Annotated in this window: 17 protein-coding genes; 10 read left to right on the forward strand and 7 right to left on the reverse strand. The window is 41.8% G+C overall.

Annotated elements, in window-relative coordinates; translation table 11 throughout:
• Window positions 1–201 precede the first annotated feature (201 nt).
• The 7 genes from MHH26_RS02535 to MHH26_RS02565 all read left to right on the forward strand — a co-directional run bounded on the left by MHH26_RS02535 (window position 202) and on the right by MHH26_RS02565 (window position 9,308).
• Window positions 202–1,017 (forward strand): MIP/aquaporin family protein, encoded by an 816-nt coding sequence (locus MHH26_RS02535; RefSeq protein WP_095284949.1) that lies wholly within the window; start codon window positions 202–204, stop codon window positions 1,015–1,017.
• 15 nt (window positions 1,018–1,032) lie between these two features.
• Window positions 1,033–2,529, forward strand: coding sequence for a glycerol kinase GlpK (gene glpK / locus MHH26_RS02540; protein WP_060595850.1), 1,497 nt, complete (start codon window positions 1,033–1,035; stop codon window positions 2,527–2,529).
• A gap of 139 nt (window positions 2,530–2,668) precedes the next feature.
• Window positions 2,669–4,330, forward strand: a complete 1,662-nt coding sequence (gene glpD, locus MHH26_RS02545) for a glycerol-3-phosphate dehydrogenase (RefSeq protein WP_340972179.1) — start codon at window positions 2,669–2,671, stop codon at window positions 4,328–4,330.
• 152 nt (window positions 4,331–4,482) lie between these two features.
• A complete protein-coding gene (locus tag MHH26_RS02550) occupies window positions 4,483–6,228 on the forward strand; it encodes a phospho-sugar mutase (RefSeq protein ID WP_340972182.1) in 1,746 nt (581 codons plus the stop codon).
• A gap of 151 nt (window positions 6,229–6,379) precedes the next feature.
• Window positions 6,380–7,525 (forward strand): GAF domain-containing sensor histidine kinase, encoded by a 1,146-nt coding sequence (locus MHH26_RS02555; protein ID WP_340972185.1) that lies wholly within the window; start codon window positions 6,380–6,382, stop codon window positions 7,523–7,525.
• Complete coding sequence (locus MHH26_RS02560; RefSeq protein WP_307499370.1) at window positions 7,522–8,172, forward strand: response regulator; 651 nt, start codon at window positions 7,522–7,524, stop codon at window positions 8,170–8,172. The genes MHH26_RS02555 and MHH26_RS02560 overlap by 4 nt, the downstream gene beginning before the upstream one ends.
• A 251-nt stretch (window positions 8,173–8,423) precedes the next feature.
• Window positions 8,424–9,308 (forward strand): GNAT family N-acetyltransferase, encoded by an 885-nt coding sequence (locus tag MHH26_RS02565; RefSeq protein ID WP_340972188.1) that lies wholly within the window; start codon window positions 8,424–8,426, stop codon window positions 9,306–9,308.
• 35 nt (window positions 9,309–9,343) lie between these two features.
• Here the strand turns inward: MHH26_RS02565 and MHH26_RS02570 are convergent, their stop codons facing one another.
• Complete coding sequence (locus MHH26_RS02570) at window positions 9,344–9,592, reverse strand: YhdB family protein (protein WP_024426598.1); 249 nt, start codon at window positions 9,590–9,592, stop codon at window positions 9,344–9,346.
• Between the two features lie 128 nt (window positions 9,593–9,720).
• Between MHH26_RS02570 and MHH26_RS02575 the strand changes: the two genes are divergently transcribed.
• The gene (locus tag MHH26_RS02575; RefSeq protein WP_340972189.1) at window positions 9,721–10,104 is read left to right on the forward strand and encodes a YqzG/YhdC family protein; all 384 of its coding nucleotides are present in this window, start codon (window positions 9,721–9,723) and stop codon (window positions 10,102–10,104) included.
• A 238-nt stretch (window positions 10,105–10,342) separates the two neighbouring features.
• Here the strand turns inward: MHH26_RS02575 and MHH26_RS02580 are convergent, their stop codons facing one another.
• The gene (locus MHH26_RS02580; RefSeq protein ID WP_340972190.1) at window positions 10,343–11,818 is read right to left on the reverse strand and encodes a catalase; all 1,476 of its coding nucleotides are present in this window, start codon (window positions 11,816–11,818) and stop codon (window positions 10,343–10,345) included.
• A gap of 159 nt (window positions 11,819–11,977) precedes the next feature.
• A complete protein-coding gene (locus MHH26_RS02585) occupies window positions 11,978–12,409 on the reverse strand; it encodes an Rrf2 family transcriptional regulator (protein ID WP_282067246.1) in 432 nt (143 codons plus the stop codon).
• A gap of 184 nt (window positions 12,410–12,593) precedes the next feature.
• On the opposite strand from MHH26_RS02585, the gene MHH26_RS02590 reads away from it, so the two are divergent.
• Window positions 12,594–13,793, forward strand: a complete 1,200-nt coding sequence (locus MHH26_RS02590; protein ID WP_307499373.1) for a globin domain-containing protein — start codon at window positions 12,594–12,596, stop codon at window positions 13,791–13,793.
• Between the two features lie 67 nt (window positions 13,794–13,860).
• Window positions 13,861–15,285 (forward strand): SpoVR family protein, encoded by a 1,425-nt coding sequence (locus tag MHH26_RS02595; RefSeq protein WP_400559154.1) that lies wholly within the window; start codon window positions 13,861–13,863, stop codon window positions 15,283–15,285.
• Window positions 15,286–15,324: 39 nt separating this feature from the next.
• On the opposite strand, the gene garD is transcribed toward MHH26_RS02595, so the two are convergent.
• The 4 genes from garD to MHH26_RS02615 all read right to left on the reverse strand — a co-directional run bounded on the left by garD (window position 15,325) and on the right by MHH26_RS02615 (window position 20,459).
• Window positions 15,325–16,854: a galactarate dehydratase gene (gene garD / locus MHH26_RS02600; protein WP_340972194.1), complete on the reverse strand. Its 1,530-nt coding sequence runs from the start codon at window positions 16,852–16,854 to the stop codon at window positions 15,325–15,327.
• Window positions 16,855–16,914: 60 nt separating this feature from the next.
• Window positions 16,915–17,619, reverse strand: coding sequence for a FadR/GntR family transcriptional regulator (locus tag MHH26_RS02605; protein WP_034663709.1), 705 nt, complete (start codon window positions 17,617–17,619; stop codon window positions 16,915–16,917).
• Window positions 17,620–17,690: 71 nt separating this feature from the next.
• Window positions 17,691–19,061 (reverse strand): enolase C-terminal domain-like protein, encoded by a 1,371-nt coding sequence (locus tag MHH26_RS02610; protein ID WP_370876220.1) that lies wholly within the window; start codon window positions 19,059–19,061, stop codon window positions 17,691–17,693.
• A gap of 21 nt (window positions 19,062–19,082) precedes the next feature.
• Window positions 19,083–20,459, reverse strand: coding sequence for an MFS transporter (locus MHH26_RS02615; RefSeq protein WP_307499377.1), 1,377 nt, complete (start codon window positions 20,457–20,459; stop codon window positions 19,083–19,085).
• Window positions 20,460–20,492 lie beyond the last annotated feature (33 nt).

Here is a 20,492-nt window from a genome sequence, read left to right on the forward strand (position 1 = left end):
TGAATATTTATTGACAACGTTTTCATCCTCTGATACTATTGCACTAAGTTAATATCATGTGATGGAGAAACGGAGATCCACAACAGCGCTTTACTAGGTGACAAATGATCCTGATGTAAAGTATGTTTGTTGTGGATCTTTTTCTTTATCTTTTCTACACATTCATAGGGGATGGCAACTGAACCAGAGGAGGAATTTTTCATGACACCATTTTGGGGAGAAGTCGTAGGTACAATGCTGCTCATCATTTTTGGAGGCGGTGTGTGTGCGGCAGTTAATTTAAAGAAATCGCTCGCATATCAATCCGGATGGATTGTAATCGCTTTCGGATGGGGATTTGCAGTGGCCATTGCAGCTTATGCAACGGGTGGAATCAGCGGAGCGCATTTAAATCCCGCACTAACAATTGGGCTTGCGCTAGAAGGAAGTTTTCCTTGGGCTGATGTTCCAATGTATATTGTTGGTCAAATGCTTGGCGCATTAATAGGGGCTATTATTGTCTTTTTACATTACTTACCGCACTGGAAAGCAACAGATGATCCAGGTGCAAAGCTAGGTGTATTCTCAACTGGTCCTGCGATTCCGCATACTTTTGCAAACGTACTTAGTGAAGTCATCGGTACATTTGTATTGGTTCTAGGAATCTTAGCGATTGGTGCAAATAAATTTGCAGACGGAGTCAATCCGCTGATTGTTGGTTTCTTAATTGTTGCAATTGGTCTTTCTTTAGGTGGAACAACTGGTTATGCCATTAACCCTGCACGTGATTTAGGTCCGAGAATTGCACATGCGATCCTGCCGATTCCAGGGAAAGGCCCATCGAATTGGAAGTATGCTTGGGTGCCAGTTATTGGTCCAATTTTAGGCGGCGCATTTGGCGGTGTTTTCTACAATGCAGCTTTTAAAGCGAACGTCACTCCAGCCTTTTGGATTGTAAGCGTTATTTTAGTTGTGGTATTGTTAGGACTCTATGTCTCTACGAAAAACCAAACAAATGCTGTAAATGAAAGTATGTAAGGGGAGGAAAACATCATGACAAAAGAAAAATATATTCTTGCATTAGATCAAGGGACAACAAGCTCAAGAGCAATCTTATTTGATCAAGAAGGCAAAATTGCACATACAGCTCAGAAGGAATTTAATCAATATTTTCCGAACCCAGGCTGGGTAGAACACAATGCAAATGAAATTTGGAGCTCTGTTCTATCGGTCATTTCAACTGCTTTAATTGAATCAGGAATTGAAGCAGACCAAATCGCTGGTATCGGAATTACGAACCAGCGTGAGACAGCTGTTGTTTGGGATAAACATACAGGCGCACCTATTTACAATGCAATTGTTTGGCAGTCAAGACAAACGTCTGGCATTTGTGAAGATTTAAAAGCGCAAGGACACAATGAAACGTTTAGAAATAAAACAGGTCTTCTCATCGATGCTTATTTCTCAGGTACAAAGGTAAAATGGATTTTAGACAATGTAGAAGGTGCCCGTGAGAAAGCAGAAAATGGCGACTTACTGTTTGGCACAATCGATACTTGGCTTATTTGGAAGATGACAGGCGGTAAATCACACGTCACAGATTATTCCAATGCGTCAAGAACGTTAATGTTCAACATTTACGATCTGAAATGGGATGAAGAATTACTTGATATCCTTGGCGTACCTGCATCTATGCTTCCGGAGGTGAAACCATCTTCACACATTTATGGTGAAACAACAGACTATCACTTCTTCGGCAGAAATATTCCGATAGCAGGAGCGGCGGGAGATCAGCAGGCTGCTTTATTCGGTCAGGCTTGCTTTGAAGAAGGAATGGCGAAGAACACATATGGTACAGGATGTTTCATGTTGATGAATACAGGGGAAAAAGCCATTAAGTCGGATCATGGTTTATTAACGACGATTGCATGGGGCATTGACGGCAAAGTTGAATATGCTTTAGAAGGAAGTATTTTCGTTGCTGGCTCAGCGATTCAGTGGCTGCGTGACGGACTGAGAATGTTTAAAGACTCGAAAGACAGCGAAGCATATGCAGAGCGCGTTGAGTCAACAGAGGGCGTATATGTCGTTCCGGCATTCGTTGGTCTAGGCACACCATACTGGGATAGTGATGTCAGAGGCGCTGTTTTCGGGTTAACACGCGGTACTTCTAAAGAGCACTTTGTCCGAGCAACGTTAGAATCACTTGCTTATCAAACGAAAGATGTGTTAGATGCGATGGAAAAGGATTCAAACATTTCATTAAAAACATTGCGTGTTGATGGCGGAGCTGTGAAGAATGATTTCTTAATGGGCTTCCAAAGTGATCTGTTGGATGTGCCTGTAGAGCGTCCAGAAATTAATGAAACGACGGCACTCGGTGCGGCCTATCTTGCGGGAATAGCAGTTGGCTTCTGGAACGACCGTTCAGACATTGCAAAACAATGGAACCTTGACAAGCGCTTTGACCCTAAGATGGAAGAGGACAGCCGTGACTCGTTATACAGCGGGTGGAAAAAGGCTGTAAAAGCAGCTCAAGCTTTCAAATAAACCAAAAGTATGGTATACTTCAAGTAAGTTAATAGAACGGTTGGAGAACTGGAGAGACCGCAGGCACCGAAGTGTAGAAATACGCTTTGGGTGTTTGCGGTCTCTTTTTCTTTACCGTACAACATGGGAGGAACAAGAGATGACTTTTTCTAGCTTAGAAAGGGAACAAATGCTGCAGGAAATGACAAAAAAACCATATGATGTGTTTATCATTGGCGGGGGTATTACAGGCGCTGGTACAGCACTTGATGCGGCTTCACGCGGGATGCGCGTTGGTCTTGCAGAAATGCAGGATTTCGCAGCAGGTACGTCTAGCCGCTCAACGAAACTAGTGCACGGTGGACTTCGTTATTTAAAACAATTCGAAGTGAAGATGGTCGCAGAGGTCGGTAAAGAGCGTGCCATTGTATACGAAAACGGTCCTCATGTGACAACACCAGAATGGATGCTTCTACCGATGCATAAAGGCGGGACATTCGGTAAGTTTTCAACGTCCATTGGGCTTAGAGTGTATGACTTTTTAGCTGGTGTCAAGCATAGCGAGCGTAGAAGCATGCTAAGTGCGAAGGAAACACTTGCAAAAGAACCGCTTGTGAAAAAGGACGGCTTAAAAGGCGGCGGCTACTATGTTGAATACCGTACAGATGATGCACGCCTGACAATCGAAGTCATGAAAGAAGCTGTGAAATTCGGGGCAGAAGCGGTCAACTATGCGAAAGTAAAAGAATTTATTTATGATAAAGGCAAAGTTGTCGGTGTTGTCATTGAAGATGTCATGACGCAGAAAACCTACGATGTGTATGCGAAGAAAATCGTCAATGCGACAGGTCCATGGGTCGATCAGCTAAGAGACAAGGATCACTCAAAAGAAGGGAAGCACTTACAGCATACAAAAGGTATTCACTTAGTATTCGACCAATCAGTCTTCCCATTAAAACAAGCGATCTACTTTGACACGCCTGATAAACGTATGGTCTTTGCGATTCCAAGAGAAGGCAAAACGTACGTAGGAACAACAGATACAGTGTACAAAAAGCAGCTGGAACATCCGCGTATGACAAAAGCAGATCGTGATTATGTCATCAAAGCGATTCAATACATGTTCCCTGATCTCAATATTACAGAAAAAGATGTTGAATCTAACTGGGCTGGTCTTCGTCCACTCATTCATGAAGAGGGCAAAGACCCTTCAGAAATTTCTCGTAAGGATGAAGTATGGACATCATCTTCAGGCTTAATCACTATTGCTGGCGGTAAATTAACAGGCTACCGCAAAATGGCTGAGCACATTGTGAATCTCGTACGTGATGGACTGAAAGAAGAAACGGGCAAAGACTTCGGGCCATGTAAAACAAAGCATATGCCAATTTCAGGCGGTCATGTAGGCGGGTCTAAAAATATGGCATCCTTTGTCCAAGCGAAAACAGCAGAAGGAGTATCTGTTGGTTTAACAGAACCGATTGCTCAAAAACTCGCTGAAAAATATGGCTCAAACGTCAGCAGTCTCTTCAAGCGTGTAGAGCAGCTTCAAGGTGAAGCAGACAAACGAAACATTCCAGCGTATTTACTGGCAGAGCTTGTCTATGCAATCGAAGAAGAATTAGCTGTTACCCCTGTTGATTTCTTCTTAAGAAGAACAGGAAGCCTATTATTTAATATCAACTGGGCGAAAAAATATGCACAGCCTGTCGTTGACTATATGGCAGAGCGTTTTGGCTGGGATGAAGCAGCAAAACAGAAACATCAAACACAATTAGATCAACTATTCCATGAAGCAGTTGTACCACTTGATGCTGAATAAAAGAAAAGCCGATCAAAGCCGATCATGTATCGGCTTTTTTATTTGTTCAGCATTTTCTTCATCTGCCAATGATATAGCATGACATAAAGGATGATTCCATATAAAATAACAGTAGATGTATTTTATTGATGATAAGAGCTGGGAGGACGACCATGAGTTGGAAGACGAATTATGAGCGATGGATCAATGAGAAGCACCTGGATGCTGAGCTAAGGGAATGGCTGGAGGCACATCAAGATGAGCAACAAGCACTTGAAGACTGTTTCTACAAAAACCTTGAGTTCGGCACTGGAGGAATGCGCGGGGAGATTGGTGCCGGCACGAACCGAATGAATGTGTACACGGTTCGTAAAGCATCTGCAGGCCTTGCTGCGTATATTGCGAAACATGGAGAGAATGCAAAAACAAGAGGCGTCGCCATTGCATATGATTCACGCCATAAATCGCCTGAATTTGCAATGGAAGCAGCCAAAACACTTGCTTCACAGGGCATTCAAACGTACGTATTTAACGAACTGCGTCCAACACCAGAGCTCTCCTTTGCTGTTCGAGAGCTGAATGCATTTGCTGGGATTGTCGTAACAGCAAGTCATAACCCACCAGAATATAATGGTTATAAAGTATATGGAGAAGACGGCGGACAGCTGCCTCCACTTCAAGCAGATCAAGTCATTCAAGAAGTAGATGCAATAGGAAATGAACTGTCGATTTCAGTTGATTCAGAAGAAACGTTAAAACAACAAGGGCTGATCAAGATGATCGGAGAAGAAATCGATCATGCTTATATTGAAAAATTAAAAACCATCAGTGTGCACCCTGAGCTGGCAAGTGAGGTCGATGTCAAAGTCGTTTTTACCCCGCTTCACGGTACAGCCAACCAGCCTGTCCGAAAAGGGCTTCAGGCTCTAGGCTATCAGCATGTGACTGTTGTGCCTGAACAGGAAAAACCAGATCCGCAATTTTCAACAGTGACATCGCCAAATCCAGAGGAGCATGCAGCATTTGAGTATGCCATCAAGCTTGGCGAAAAGCAGAATGCTGATATCCTCATTGCAACAGACCCAGATGCGGATAGGTTAGGTATTGCGGTCAGAGATCATGATGGAGAGTTTACCGTCTTAACAGGCAACCAAACAGGAGCCCTGCTGCTCCATTATTTATTGTCTGAAAAACAAAAGCTTGGTCAGCTGCCGCCTCGTCCCGTTGTGATGAAAACGATAGTCACAAGTGAGCTTGGGCGTGCTGTTGCTTCAGCATTTGGTGCCCATACGATTGACACACTTACTGGTTTTAAATTTATTGGAGAAAAAATCAAGCAATTCGAAGAGAGCGGAGAATACACGTTTCAATTCGGGTACGAAGAAAGCTATGGCTATTTGATCGGTGACTTTGCCCGAGATAAAGATGCGGTGCAGGCTGCGCTGTTAGCTGTCGAAGTCGCTGCTTTCTATAAAAAACAAGGCAAGTCCTTGTACGACGCGCTTGTCGATATGTTCAAGGAGTTTGGATTTTACCGGGAAGGGTTAAAGTCGTTAACCTTAAAAGGAAAAGAAGGAGCAGAGCAAATTTCAGCGATCCTTCATACCTTTAGAACAAATCCGCCAGCAGCCATCGCGGGTCAGCGCATCACTGTCATCGAGGATTACCAATCAAGTCAAAGACACCTCGTTGCCGAAAAGAAAGAAGAAACCATTCACCTGCCAGCGTCAAACGTGCTGAAGTATTTCCTTGAGGATGGCTCGTGGTTCTGCTTAAGACCTTCCGGCACTGAGCCTAAAGTGAAATTTTATATTGCAGTCAAAGGTACATCTTTAACAGATAGCGAAGAAAAGCTGAAGCATCTGTCAGAAGAAGTGATGAAAGTCGTTTATGAGATTGTGGAAGAAACGGCTAAATAAACAAACAAGGCCATCGTGTGAATGCATGATGGCTTTTTCTCAGTCAAAAGGATGAGAAAAAATCATCCTTTTAGAGAAAGAGCCGGCAGAATGCTCATGGTATAATGAGCGTAATGAAAAGAGAAGGCAGCAAATGCCGGGGGTAAACAGTATGGGAGAATACCAAGAGAAGGTTGAAACATTAAAAACGTTAAAAGAAATTGCTGAAAAGCTAAATGAAGGCATGGAAATGAAAGATACGCTTCATGAAGTGCTCCATATGCTGATGGATATCACAGGCTTTCATTCAGCATGGATTTATTTTATAGAAAAAGACGGCTCGTATGAACTGATGGCTGAGGTCTCCTTACCCGAAGCGCTGGCAAAGCATCAAAAGCAGCTGATGTGTCAAAACGATTGTTATTGTATCAATCGATACACAAAGGGCTCACTGCAATCAGCCACCAACATTATGAATTGTAAACGGATCGAAACGGCGATTGAGCAAAAGCTTGGGGATACAGAAGGAATTACACATCATGCGACGGTTCCCCTCAAAGCATGTAAGCGTACGTTCGGATTATTGAATGTGGCGGCAAAAGGAAAAGTCACATTTAACCAGGAAGAACTGAATTTGCTTGAAAGCATTGCGCTTCAAATTGGAACCGCCATTCAACGCATGAAGCTTGTGCAAAACGAACATCAGCATGCTCTTTTGGAAGAAAGAAACCGGCTTGCACAGGACTTACATGATTCCGTCAACCAAATGCTATTTTCAGTCAGTCTGACTGCTAAGGCCGCCCGACAAATGACAAACAATCAGAATCTAGGGGAAATGATTGATTTTATTCAGCATTTGTCACAAGATGCACTGGTTGAAATGCGGTCACTCATTTGGCAGCTAAGACCAAGAGGACTTGAAAAAGGATTCACAACAGGGATTCAAGAGTATGCAAAGCTTTTAGGATTACGCTGTACATTATCGTTATCCGGCTGTATGGAGATGGATCATTCGCAGCATGAAACGTTGTTTCGGGTATGCCAAGAAGCGCTGAATAATTGTCAAAAACATGCGGAAGTAGAGGAAGTCAAGGTCCAGCTTGAACAATCAAAAGACACGTTTGAGATGAAAATCATTGACCGCGGAAAAGGGTTTCAGTATGACGAGCAAATGAGCCTCCCTTCACTTGGTCTGAAAGGGATGTCTGACCGTATCAAAAGAGCTGGTGGAACATTTTGTATAGAGTCTGAGCTCGGTAAAGGAACCACTATTCAAGTGAAGGTGCCATTTTCTCAAGAAAGGAAGGGGTCGTCATGAGAGTCGTGATTGCAGATGATCATCATATTGTGAGAAAAGGGCTTGTGTTTTTCTTGCAGACACAGCCTGACGTCGAAATCGTTGGTGAGGCTTCTAATGGAGAAGAAGCATTAGAAGTTGTCAGACAAATGCGGCCTGACATTGTTCTAATGGATCTATCGATGCCTGTGATGAATGGCATTGAAGCCACGAAACAAATGATGCTTGAAATGCCCGATACCCGCATTGTGATTCTGACAAGCTATGCGGATAAAGATTATGTTATTCCCGCTATTCAAGCAGGGGCAAAAGCCTATCAGCTCAAGGATGTAGCGCCAGAAAAGCTCCTTACGACAATGATTGACGTACAAAAGGGCACCTATCAATTAGATGCTCATATCACCAACTTTCTTGTGCAGCATTTGACCGAGCCAAAAGAGCAAAAATGGAAGTTAATGAAAGAGCTGACCAATAGAGAGCGAGATGTCTTATTCGAAATTTCAAAGGGGAAAAGCAATAAAGAAATTGCCTCATCACTGTTTATTTCTGAAAAGACTGTCAAAACACACGTATCTCATGTATTATCCAAACTAGAGCTGGCAGATCGTACACAAGCGGCTCTGTATGCAGTGGATTATCAAAAAAATCAGCCGAAAGAGCTGCTATGACAGAAGGGAATTTAGTCGTTATGCTAAAACTTTTAAGCGCACGTTCAGTTCAATGAATTGAATAAAAAAGAGCACGGATACCGGTTTATTTGACGTACCCTTTTGCGTGAAAAGAGAAGCATGTTCAGTCTGATTTCTATGAGTAAAACGATAAAAGACTTGATGAGTGTATGCTCATGAAGTCTTTTTTTATTTTGAAGGAGGTGATGAACCGGCTGAAGATAAGTGACTTTAAAAAGGAGGAAATCAACGTGGAGACATATGAATTAGTGAGTGATTATCGACATGATGAGAAATTGAAAGAAAGCTTTAATAAGTTAGCGATCAATACATTTGATTTGGATTTTAGTGACTGGTATAAAAGAGGGTACTGGGATGAAAAATATATTCCTTATTCCTTTGTCCATCACGGGAAAGTGATCTCAAACGCTTCCGTCTACCTCATGTCACTGATCATTGATGGCCAAACGTATCGAGCTGTTCAAATTGGCACGGTGATGACGGATCAAGCCTACCGCCATAAAGGATTAGCGACAAAGTTAATGCAGCATATTATGGATACGTACGAAAATGACTATGATATGATTTTTCTTTTTGCCAATGAAAATGTACTGGATTTTTATCCAAGATTCGGCTTTACCCGTTACCACGAAAGCGAATTTAGTCTAAATATCGGCAAAAGCGCCATTCAAATGAAAAAGGACATGCGCAAAAAGCAGCTGACGTTGGAACATGACTTGCCATTACTTGAACAGTTCGCAGAAAAACGTCAAACGGGATCAATGAAATTAGATGCTGAGGACCATGGCAGCTTATTGATGTTTTATTTTACATTCGTTTGGCCGGATGCCATTTTCTATATTGAAGCGTTGGATACCATTGTCCTGATGAATGAAGAAAATGAAACCATACATGTCTTTGATATCATTTCTCTCCAGTCGCAAAATATAGAGGAAGTTGTTGCACATATTGTGAATGAAACGACGGAAAAAGTGATATTCTATTTTACACCTGATACGTCAATTGACGGCTTACATGTGATTATGGGGCCAAATGACGAGGATGCGCTGTTTATTTATACAAAAAAAGAATGGGTAAAAGACCACTTTATGCTTCCAATCACTGCGCACTGCTAAGTGTATGTAAAAAGGCTGATAATCAGCCTTTTTCTTTATGTGTACATCGGTTGTGAATAAACTTCAGAAGCAGCAGCCTCTGAAGCATGGTCAATGTACTGCAGGAGCCCATATAAACATTTTTCAACATCAGCATCGTTCCGGTTAAATTGATACGCATGTAAGAAATGCTCAATACGTTTCGAGAGCAAGTCATCTTGCGTACGTACCATAAGAATAAGTAAATTATCCCATTGCGAGCGATGCGTATAATAAAGTGCTTTATCATAATCCGCCACATTCATCAAACCTTCTCCTTTCCCTTGAGAAGTCCTCATTAGTTTGCTCGGAACATATCGACATTTTCAGGGGAAAAGTTGGTGTCCGCATTAATCATGTACCGGGAATTTTAGGCTGAATAAATGCTTCATGTATGAAAAAGGATCGACCAGCAAAACATAAACAAAATATACATGAAAGTGAGATCAATGATATTATGCAGCCGAAATGGTGGATGCCTTTTGCAGCAGGAATGGTTTTGTATGGCATTTTCATGATCTATCCTGCAGCAAATGCAGCGATGCAGCCTGTTGAAAATTGGGAAAGACTTGCGTACACAGCGTTGCAAGAGGAATATGAAGGCGCCGCTTTAAACGATTATCAATATATTGGGCGTACACAAGTAAATGAAGATCAGACAAAAGATGTGTTTCGTGTCACCGTGAAGGAAGGCTCAACGCTTTTTGCCGCACATGCAGAAATCTATTTTCACCCGGTGACCGGTCATTTGATTAGTATTAACGTATTCCGGCTATAAAAAAAGCACCTCTAATAAAGAGGTGCTCCAGCGTGTAGACAAACTCTCGCATTCGGTGTCAGTCCTTGCGTGCCGGTGCTCACGAATGTCAAATTCGCTCCGCGCCAGTACTCGTCCTTCCTAAACTGCAAAGGTTTTCTATCACGCTGAAAAGAAGACAAAGGGCCAAAATAAAGCTCATTTTAGCCCTTTGTCAATCTGAAGCACCTCTAATAAAGAGGTGCTCATTGCGGATCAATTATTTCATGCTTCCTTGAAGGTATGAGCGAATATCCACACCAAGTGAATCGGCTAATCGTTGTCCGTAGTCTTCATCTGCACGATAGAAGTTGCAGATCGCAAGTAATTTTGTTTTGTCATTTACATCTTTCAGATCAGCTGTTAGGTTTTTGATCAATGCTTGCTTCTCTTCTTCAGAGTAGCTTCGATATTTTTCCCCAGCTTGTTTGAAATCGTTCGGTTTTTCAATTTTTTGTCTCACCATACGGTCACCGTGAAGAACTTGCTCACTTTCTTTGTAGTGAGGATTTTCTTTTGGCTGATCATCGTAACGGTTTGGTTCATAGTTAATATGACCGCTTGGACGAGTCGTTGTCATAAAGCCATCCTGCTGATTATTGTGTACTAGTGCATAAGGACAGTTCACCGGAATGCGCATGTAGTTTGCACCAAGACGATGACGCTGCGTATCAGGATATGAGAACAGACGGCCTTGAAGCAGTTTATCTTCAGATGCTTCGATTCCTGGAACAAGTGCACTTGGTGTGAAAGCAGATTGCTCTGTTTCAGCAAAGAAGTTCTCAGGATTGCGGTTGAGTGTCATGCGTCCTACTTTTTGAAGCGGATAATCTTCCTCGCTCCATGTCTTTGTTGGATCACATGGATCATAGTCAAGGTCATCATAATCGCTAAGCGGCATCAGCTGGACATATAAGTCCCATGCTGGGTAATGGCCATTTTCAATGCGGTCATATAAGTCTCTTGTCGCATGCTGGAAATCATTCGCTTGGATTTCTGCTGCTTCTTCCATAGATAAATTGCGAATACCTTCTGAAGGTCTCCAGTGATATTTCACATATTTTGTTTCTCCATATTTGTTGACCCATCTAAATGTATGCACACCAGAACCGCGCATTTCAGCGTAACTCGCAGGGATTCCTTCATCAGAGAAGAGCCATGTGAGCATATGAGTGGATTCAGGTGTTAAGGTCATAAAATCCCAATAACGGTCAGGATCTTGGATATTGGTTACAGGATCTGGCTTGAGAGAGTGAACCATATCAGGGAATTTTAATGCATCACGTATAAAGAAGATCGGCAAGTTGTTACCAACTAGATCATAGTTACCTTCTTCTGTGTAAAATTTGACAGCAAAGCCGCGCGGGTCACGCAATGTTTCAGGTGAACCTTTAGGATGAATAACTGTTGAGAAGCGAACAAAAACGTCTGTCTGTTTTCCTTCTTCACTTAAGAAGGCAGCTTTTGTATGTTTCTCCATGCTATTTTCAACTTCAAACACACCATAAGCGCCGGCGCCTCTTGCATGAACGACACGCTCTGGAATACGTTCACGATCGAAGTGTGCAAGTTTTTCAATCAAATGGTAATCATCAAGAAATGTAGGTCCGCGGTGACCAGCTGTTCTTGAGTTTTGGTTATCGCCAACAGGCACGCCTTGATTCGTTGTCAAATTTTTATGATTTGAATTTGTCATTCTTTTCTCCTCCTGTAAACAAAAAAATGATTTCTAGTAATCTATATACCCTAATTATATTAAATCAAACCTGATAGTCAATATTTATTTATAATAATTTTAAATTAATTATTATTACAAGAAGGTAAAGAAAAAGACGAAAGAAAAGAATTCTTTCGCCTAAAGGAGGAGCTCTCTAAGAGCATCTTTGTTTTGAGTTAAATCTTTTAGTGTGTATTGATCAAGAACGCGTAAGTAAGCAGTAAGTGCTTCATGAAGTACATGCTTTAATGAACAAATCGGAGAGATGATACAGTTGTTTTTCTTTGGATCAAAGCATTCAACCATGACTAAATCATCCTCTGTATAACGGACAACCTCTCCAATGTTAATGCTTTCTGGGCTTTTCCCAAGCCTAATCCCGCCATTTCTTCCACGGATCGTTTCCACATACCCACGTTTTCCAAGATGATAAATCACCTTTGTCAGATGATTTTTAGAAATGCCATAAACATCGGCGATCTGCTGAATATTTGACAGTTCATTGTTTTCTCTTGATGCTAAATAAATGAGTACTCTTAATGAGAAATCTGTATAATTCGTTAGTTTCATTTTGACGACCTCTAAACCTGATAGAGTTTTGTATCATCGTAACACATTTTAGACAAAAACTGTTCGAGAAAGTGTTAAATGTGACAACATTTAAAACATGTATTATAAATATTGCTTTTATAAGCTGTCATCCATTACGATAAAGATGTATTTAAAATACACCTTTTTGAAAGAAGGAATGACGATGTTATCTAAAGATCAAATGAATGCCATAAAACAATCAGCCCCTTTATTAAAAGCCGAGGGAACCAAACTTGTGACTGTTTTTTATCAAAATATGATTCGTCAGCATCCAGAGCTACTCAATCAATTTAATCAAACAAACCTCATGAACGGAAGTCAGCCAGAGGCGCTTGCTGCGACATTATATCAAGCTGCACTGCACATCGATCGATTAGAAGATTTACTTCCAGCGGTCAAAAAGATTGCCCATAAGCATGTCAGTGTGATGGTCAAAAAAGAGCAATATCCAATCGTCGGATATCACCTCATTGAAGCGATGAAAGAAGTGTTTGGTTTAACGGAAAAAGATGACACGCTTTTAGCTTGGAAGGCCGCATATGACATTATTGCAAATATTTTTATCACGATTGAAGCAGAAATGATGGAGGAGAATGTAAAGCAAACTGGCGGATGGGCAGATGTGAAGCCGTTTGTGATTAAGAAAAAGGTACAGGAATCTCCATCGCTGATCTCCTTTTACTTAGTACCAGAAGATGAATCAGAGCTGCCAATGTATGAAGCAGGCCAATATGTTACGGTTCAGGCAGATATGCCGGGTGAAGCTTATATGTGCAGCAGACAATATAGCTTATCAGATCAGCATCATCCTTCTTATTACCGCATTACAGTAAAGCGTGATGGTCATGTGTCTACATTTTTGCATGATGAAATGGAAGAAGGGGACGTTCTTCAAGTGAGTATGCCGCAGGGAATGTTCTGTTTGCAAGAAGACACTAAAGAGCCTGTTTATTTTATTAGTGCTGGTTCTGGTGTCACACCAATGATCGGTTTAATGAAAACAGCAGCGCAAAACAGCCGGCCATTTACAATGATTCATGCAGATCGATTAGAGGATGTAACTGCTTTTGAAAATGAATTTGAACGCGTTCTAGCTGCAGCTTCTCATGGTCGCATCATCTTATGTAATGAACAATTTGCGCAGCCTGGTAAGGGAGAGCTTGTTGAGAAGGCAGCTTCCCGCATTGACCGTCCATTCCTTCAATCAGTGATTGGAGAAGGGAAAGGCCAATTTTATCTATGCGGTTCCCCCGTGTTTACACAGGAGATGATTCATATACTAAAAGAGCTGGGAATTCCAGAACAGAATATTCATTTCGAGTCATTCGGCGGGCAATCCACGAAAGAAATGGAAGTCGTCTAAACGAATGGCGGAACATCATGTTTTTTTAGGTGCGCTCATATAGTAGGGATAAGTCCGATGAGGAGGGATGGTTTCCTTGAGCGTATCTGAAAAACGTCTTTTACAAAGAGCCATTGATGAAATTACAGAAATTGCAGAAGGATTTGGTCTAGATTTTTATCCGATGAGGTATGAAATCTGTCCCGCGGAAATTATTTATACGTTCGGTGCATACGGAATGCCAACACGATTCAGCCACTGGAGCTTTGGGAAGCAATTTCATAAAATGAAGCTTCATTATGATTTAGGGTTAAGCAAAATTTATGAGCTGGTCATCAATTCAAATCCTTGCTACGCCTTTCTACTTGATAACAACACGCTTGTTCAAAATAAATTAATTGTGGCTCATGTACTGGCACACTGTGATTTCTTCAAAAATAATTGCCGTTTTCAAAACACAAAACGAGACATGGTAGAAAGCATGTCAGCAGCGGCAGAGCGGATCAAAGAATATGAGCATCTTCATGGAACAAAAGAAGTGGAATCCTTTTTAGACGCCGTATTGGCTCTACAGGAGCATATTGATCCGTCTCTTGTTCGTTCAAAACTAAGCTGGAATATGGACGATGAAGAAGAATGTGAAGATGATAAACCAAAACGTCAGACGCCGTATGATGATTTGTGGGGAATGGATGAGCCGAAGACGCATGAGAAAAAGAAAATCGTCAAACAATTTCCGCCAAAGCCGGAAAAAGATATTTTGCTCTTTATTGAGGCGCACTCCCGGGAGCTAGAGCCGTGGCAGCGGGACGTCCTCACCATGCTGAGGGAGGAAATGCTCTATTTTTGGCCGCAGCTGGAAACAAAGATTATGAATGAAGGCTGGGCATCGTATTGGCATCAGCGGATTATGCGTGAGCTTGATTTAGATTCAAGTGAATCGATTGAGTTTGCCAAATTAAATGCAGGCGTGGTGCAGCCATCTAAAACAGGCATCAATCCTTACTATTTAGGTCTGAAGATTTTTGAAGATATCGAAGAGCGCTATGACAACCCATGTGAAGAATTAAAAAAAGCAGGGGTGACAGAAGGATCGGGCCGCAGCAAAATGTTTGAAGTAAGGGAGATTGAATCAGATATTTCCTTTATTCGAAATTACTTAACAAAAGACCTTGTGATGAGAGAAGATTTGTACTTGTTTCAAAAGCAGGGGAGAGACTATAAAGTCATTGATAAAGATTGGAAGGCTGTTCGTGATCAGCTTGTGAGCATGAGGGTCAATGGCGGTTTTCCTTATTTGACCGTGATCGATGGCGACTATTTGAAAAACAATGAACTTTATATAAAACATTGGTACGAAGGCATTGAACTTGATCTGAAATATTTAGAAAAAGTCCTTCCGTATTTATTTCAGCTGTGGGGAAGAAGTGTGCATATCGAATCAGTTCTTGAAGGAAAAGAAGTGATGTTTTCATACGATGGAAAAGGGGTTCATAGGAAATATCTCGCATAATGATCAAAAGAAAAGATGTCCTAAAACGGACATCTTCTTTTATGTGACTGGGGCTGGGTTAAATAGGCACAGATCATTATAAATCCCCCAATGATCGGCCCATGTTTCTTTCCTGCCGCTGGCGACATCTAATATATAGTGAAATATATCTGTACCCACTTCCTCAATTGTTGCTTCTCCAGTTGCAATACGGCCTGCATCAAAATCAATAAGATCTGGCCACTGTGTCTGTAAGCTGGTTCTCGTAGACACTTTTACTACGGGTGCAGCTGCTAGACTGTATGGAGTCCCTCTGCCTGTTGTGAAAATTTGCAAATTCATGCCAGAGGCGAGCTGCAGTGTCCCGCAGACAAAATCGCTTGCCGGCGTAGCAGCAAATATTAATCCCTTGGTGGCTGCTTTCTCACCAGGCCCAATCACACCAGATATTGGACTTGTGCCAGATTTGACGATAGAGCCAAGAGCCTTTTCTACGACATTGGATAAACCGCCTTTTTTATTTCCTGGGGAAGGATTTGCACTTCTATCTGCCTGCCCTCTGTTTAAATAATTGTCATACCAATTCATTTCCCGTATAAGTGCCTGCCTCGTTTTTTCATTAACAGCCCTTGGTGTTAATAGGTGAATGGCATCCCGCACTTCTGTCACTTCGGAAAAAAGAACGGTTGCGCCTGCTCTGACAAGAAGATCTGCTGCATATCCAACGGCAGGGTTTGCCGTTACACCTGAGAATGCATCGCTTCCTCCGCATTGTAAGCCCACCACTAAATCCGATACAGGACATGGGACGCGCGTCCGTCCATTGAGTTTCATTAGTTTGTTCTCTGCAGCCTTCATAATGGAGGTAATCATTGAAGAAAAGCCTGATTCTTCTTGTAAGGTTAAAATATCGTGTTGCTGATCTTCTGAGACGATGCGTGAAGGTACGAGTTTTTCGCAGCCTAATCCAATGATCAGCACCTCTCCTCCAAAGTTTGGATGTGTGGCTAGGTTTTGGATGGTTCTGATGGGAATGAACGCATCTGGTGCATGAATGGCTACACCGCAGCCGTACTGATGGTGGAGGGGAATAACGTCATCGACATTTGGATATTTCGGCAGCAGCTCTTCCTTGATTTTTTTGACGGCGTAGTCAAGAACCCCCACGACACATTGCACGCTTGTTGTAATTCCGAGAATATTTTTAGTACCAACAGAATCATCTGAATTTCGGTAGCCCTCAAATTCATAGCCATCCAGCTTTTTAAGAGGAGAGCCGCTGTATGTTTTGCATGATAATTCTTCTAAAGGAGGAGGGGCTGGCATTTGAACAAGCTGCTCTTTCACCCAACCTCCTTGCAGGATGGTTTCGTTAGCGTACCCAATGATTTCACCATATCGGATAATTGGAGCATGCTGTTCTATAGTCTTAAGTGCTACTTTATGCCCTTGAGGGATTCGGTCGGTTAACGACAATCCACTCGAAAAGACAGTGCCAGCTGGTAATCCACCATCATTAACGATGATTGCCACATTATCCTTTGGGCTTACTTGAATATATAGGGGTGCTTCCTGTGCCTTTTGATTCAAGAGATCACTCCTTCGAAAGCGTTATCATTTTAGAGGAGAGGAAGCATATCCGCTTCCACATCATGGCGTTTGATTTAACCCTTTTAAAATTTTATCACGTACAAACTTCAAATGTTCATGCATATGGAAGTGTGCTTGATATGGGTCTCTAAGTCGAAGCGCTTCATAAATTTTCCGATGATAATTAACGGTCACTTTTTTTTCTCGATAAGGAATTTGACTGTCAATTTTGGCATGTGATACTAAAAGCGCCTGAATCATACCTTCAACAACGGGATTGTTTGCACTTAAGGCAATAATCCGGTGGAATTCTTTATCCGCTTCACCATAGTTGTTATCTGTACTTTTCTCTATCATTTCAATGGTTTTTTCTAATTTTTTTAATTCTTCTTCACTGATCTTCTCAGCAGCAATGGTGACAAGGCCTAGTTCTAGTACCATTCGAGCCTCTATAATGGCTGGTAAATTATCTTGAGCCAGTGCGAGCATTACAGAAAAAGGCTGGTTGCTAATTTTATCATTAAAGTATGTGCCGCCTCGAGTTTTCCTTGTGATGACACCTAATGTTTCAAGAGAACTTAAAGCCTCGCGCAGTACAGGACGGCTTACTGATAGAATTTCCATTAGTTCCATTTCTGTCGGCAGTTTGTCACCAGCTTTTAATTGCCCGCTAGACAATAAATGAACGATACGTTCAATGACTTGTTTTGCTAATGTTTTTCGATTAACAGTTTCAAATTTTAGTTCATCTATGCTTTCATTCACGAGTCATTCTCCCCCTTCAGTTGTTCAATTGTAAGACAAAATGAAGGGGAACACAATCATTTACAGTCAAACTACCGAATTAAACACGGTTTTTTCGGATCGAATGTCCAGCCATCGATGAGATATTGCATCTGAATGGCATCATTTCTTGCACCAAGCTTCATTTGTTCATATAAACGGTTGGCCTCCTCTAGCTTTTCTATATCAATTTGAATACCCAGCCCAGGTTCTTGAGGCACTTTTATACGACCTTCTTTGATTGAAAGTGGGTTCTTGGTTAATTGCTGTCCGTCTTGCCATATCCAGTGGGTATCAATGGCTGTTATATGACCTGGTGCGGCAGCGGCAACGTGTGTAAACATGGCCAGGGATATATCAAAATGATTGTTAGAGTGCGATCCCCAGGTCAAGCCGGTATCATGACACGTTTGAGCTACTCTGACCGAACCTTCCATTGTCCAAAAATGTGGGTCCGCCAGTGGAATATCAACCGCATGTAATTGGATCGCATGTGACAACTGACGGAAATCAGTTGCGATCATATTCGTAGCCACTTGAATTCCTGTAGCTCGTTTGAATTCGGCCATAATTTCTCTGGATGAGAATCCGTCTTCTGCTCCACATGGATCTTCTGCATATGCAAGCAGATGTTGTTTTCCTTTGCAAAGCTGAATGGCCTCATCAAGAGACCAAGCTCCATTAGGGTCAAGTGTGATACGGGCATTTGGAAAACGTTTTGAAAGAGATTCTACAGCTTCCATCTCTTCTTCTCCAGAAAAGACGCCACCTTTTAACTTAAAATCCTGAAATCCATAGCGTTCATAAGCCGCTTCAGCCAAACGGACAATGTCCATCGTTCTTAGTGCTTTTTGACGCCTAAGCCGGAACCAGCTGCAAGATGAATGATCTTCTTTCAAATAGGGGAGAGGGGTTTTCATCTGATCCCCTATGTAAAATAAATACCCAAGCATGTCAACTTCCTGTCTATGTTGACCGGTTCCTAATAAAGAAGAAACCGGTTCTTCTAAAAATTGACCTAATAAATCCAGCAAAGCAGCTTCTATCGCTGTAACTGCATGTATTGTTGTCCGAAAGTCAAAAGTTTGATTGCCTCTACCGCCTGTATCGAGGTCTTGAAATGTATGCTGTACCGATTGCAGGATGGCATGATGTTGCCCAATTGGTTTTTGGAGGACAAGTCTGGCGGCATTTTCAAGTGTTTGACGAATGTTTTCACCGCCGGGAACTTCGCCGACTCCTTGACGACCACTGCTATCGGTTAAGATCACAACATTTCTTGTGAAAAAAGGTCCATGCGCTCCGCTTAGATTCAAAAGCATACTGTCATGGCCTGCAACAGGAATCACCTTCATGTCAGTAATGTAAGGGAGATTGGTTGTTCGTTCTTTTTTCACTTCTTTTAAGTGTTGATTCATATGCATCCTCCTTTATATAAAACGTTTTCAAATTGAACTTGATGGAACTGGGGCCGGTGGATTGGAAGGGGGTTCTTTTAGCTTCACACGTTTAATGGGACCCACAAGGAATAAATAACTTAAGATCGCAATGACGGCATTACTTCCGACAAAGACGAGCGCACCACTGAAAGAGCCTGTCGCATTTACAATATATCCAATGATAATGGGGGTTGTAATAGACGCAATGTTGCCAAAGGTATTAAATAAACCGCCGCTTAAACCCGCACATTCCTTTGGAGAGGTATCTGATACAACGGCCCAGCCAAGTGCCCCAAATCCTTTTCCAAAGAAAGCAAGCGACATAATCGCAACAACAATCCAAGAAGATTCTGTATAGTTGCATATAATCATACTGCATGAAAGAAACATGCCTATAATAATCGGTGTCTTTCGTGCGAAAGTAAGCGAGTTCCCTCTTTTTAATAAAAAATCGGATAACAAGCCGCCAAGAATCCCGCCTAAAAAACCGAAGAGAGCTGGCAGGGAAGCAACAAAACCTGCTTCGAGAATGGACATTCCTTTTGCTTGAACAAGATACACGGGAAACCACGTTAAGAAAAAATAAGTGAGGGTGGTAATACAATATTGAGCAATGTAAACGCCGATTAACATCCGATTTGAAAGTAATTGTTTCACGTATGGCCATTTTGGTTCTTTGTTTTGCTGGCTCTTTTCATCGTCCATTGAGGTCAAAGCCCCGCCTTTTGAAATGTAGTCAAGCTCTGCTGCATTAATTTTCGGGTGCTGTTTTGGGTTATAGACCGTTTTTAACCAAAGAATAGACAACAAGATACCGAGAATGCCCATGACAATAAAAACAGAATGCCATCCTAAAGAATGTGTAAGCCAGCCCATTATAGGGGAGAAAATGACAAGCGCAAAATACTGAGCTGAGTTAAAGAAAGCAGAAGCTGTTCCACGTTCAGAACTAGGAAACCATGCAGCTACTACACGACTATTTCCTGGGAAAGAAGGAGCTTCAGCCAGCCCTACTAAGAATCTCAGGGAAAAAAGAAGAATAATCGCAGTACCTGCTGTAAAAAAACCTATGGCACCTTGAAGCAATGTAAACAAAGACCAAAAGAAAATGCTGCAGGCAATGACAATTTTAGAGCCAAATTTATCTAATAAATAACCGCCAGGCAGTTGGCCAATGACATATGCCCAGCCAAAAGCAGAAAAGACATAACCCATTGAAATAGAGCTAAGACCAAGATCATGCTGAACAGAATCTCCAGCAATCGATAGGGTAGCACGATCCGCATAATTGACAGAAGTGACAAGAAACAGCATGAAGACGATAAACCAGCGGACAGAGGTTTTTTTATCAGTTTGTGAAGCATGGAAGAGTTTATTTATCATAATTTCTTCTCCTTTTCTAAATAGAGAATTGAG

This window comes from Bacillus sp. FSL K6-2839 (genome assembly GCF_038003365.1).
In the GTDB taxonomy this organism is placed as follows: Bacteria; Bacillota; Bacilli; order Bacillales; family Bacillaceae; genus Bacillus.

Bases quoted from the DNA above. Each gene is read 5' to 3' on its own strand.
- MHH26_RS02580 (WP_340972190.1), bottom strand. From the start codon at position 11,818: ATGACAAATTCAAATCATAAAAATTTGACAACGAATCAAGGCGTGCCT.
- glpK (WP_060595850.1), top strand. From the start codon at position 1,033: ATGACAAAAGAAAAATATATTCTTGCATTAGATCAAGGGACAACAAGC.
- MHH26_RS02570 (WP_024426598.1), bottom strand. From the start codon at position 9,592: ATGAATGTGGCGGATTATGATAAAGCACTTTATTATACGCATCGCTCG.
- MHH26_RS02535 (WP_095284949.1), top strand. From the start codon at position 202: ATGACACCATTTTGGGGAGAAGTCGTAGGTACAATGCTGCTCATCATT.
- MHH26_RS02610 (WP_370876220.1), bottom strand. From the start codon at position 19,061: ATGCATATGAATCAACACTTAAAAGAAGTGAAAAAAGAACGAACAACC.
- MHH26_RS02590 (WP_307499373.1), top strand. From the start codon at position 12,594: ATGTTATCTAAAGATCAAATGAATGCCATAAAACAATCAGCCCCTTTA.
- MHH26_RS02615 (WP_307499377.1), bottom strand. From the start codon at position 20,459: ATGATAAATAAACTCTTCCATGCTTCACAAACTGATAAAAAAACCTCT.
- MHH26_RS02585 (WP_282067246.1), bottom strand. From the start codon at position 12,409: ATGAAACTAACGAATTATACAGATTTCTCATTAAGAGTACTCATTTAT.
- MHH26_RS02555 (WP_340972185.1), top strand. From the start codon at position 6,380: ATGGGAGAATACCAAGAGAAGGTTGAAACATTAAAAACGTTAAAAGAA.
- MHH26_RS02575 (WP_340972189.1), top strand. From the start codon at position 9,721: ATGAAAAAGGATCGACCAGCAAAACATAAACAAAATATACATGAAAGT.
- glpD (WP_340972179.1), top strand. From the start codon at position 2,669: ATGACTTTTTCTAGCTTAGAAAGGGAACAAATGCTGCAGGAAATGACA.
- MHH26_RS02550 (WP_340972182.1), top strand. From the start codon at position 4,483: ATGAGTTGGAAGACGAATTATGAGCGATGGATCAATGAGAAGCACCTG.
- MHH26_RS02560 (WP_307499370.1), top strand. From the start codon at position 7,522: ATGAGAGTCGTGATTGCAGATGATCATCATATTGTGAGAAAAGGGCTT.
- MHH26_RS02595 (WP_400559154.1), top strand. From the start codon at position 13,861: ATGGTTTCCTTGAGCGTATCTGAAAAACGTCTTTTACAAAGAGCCATT.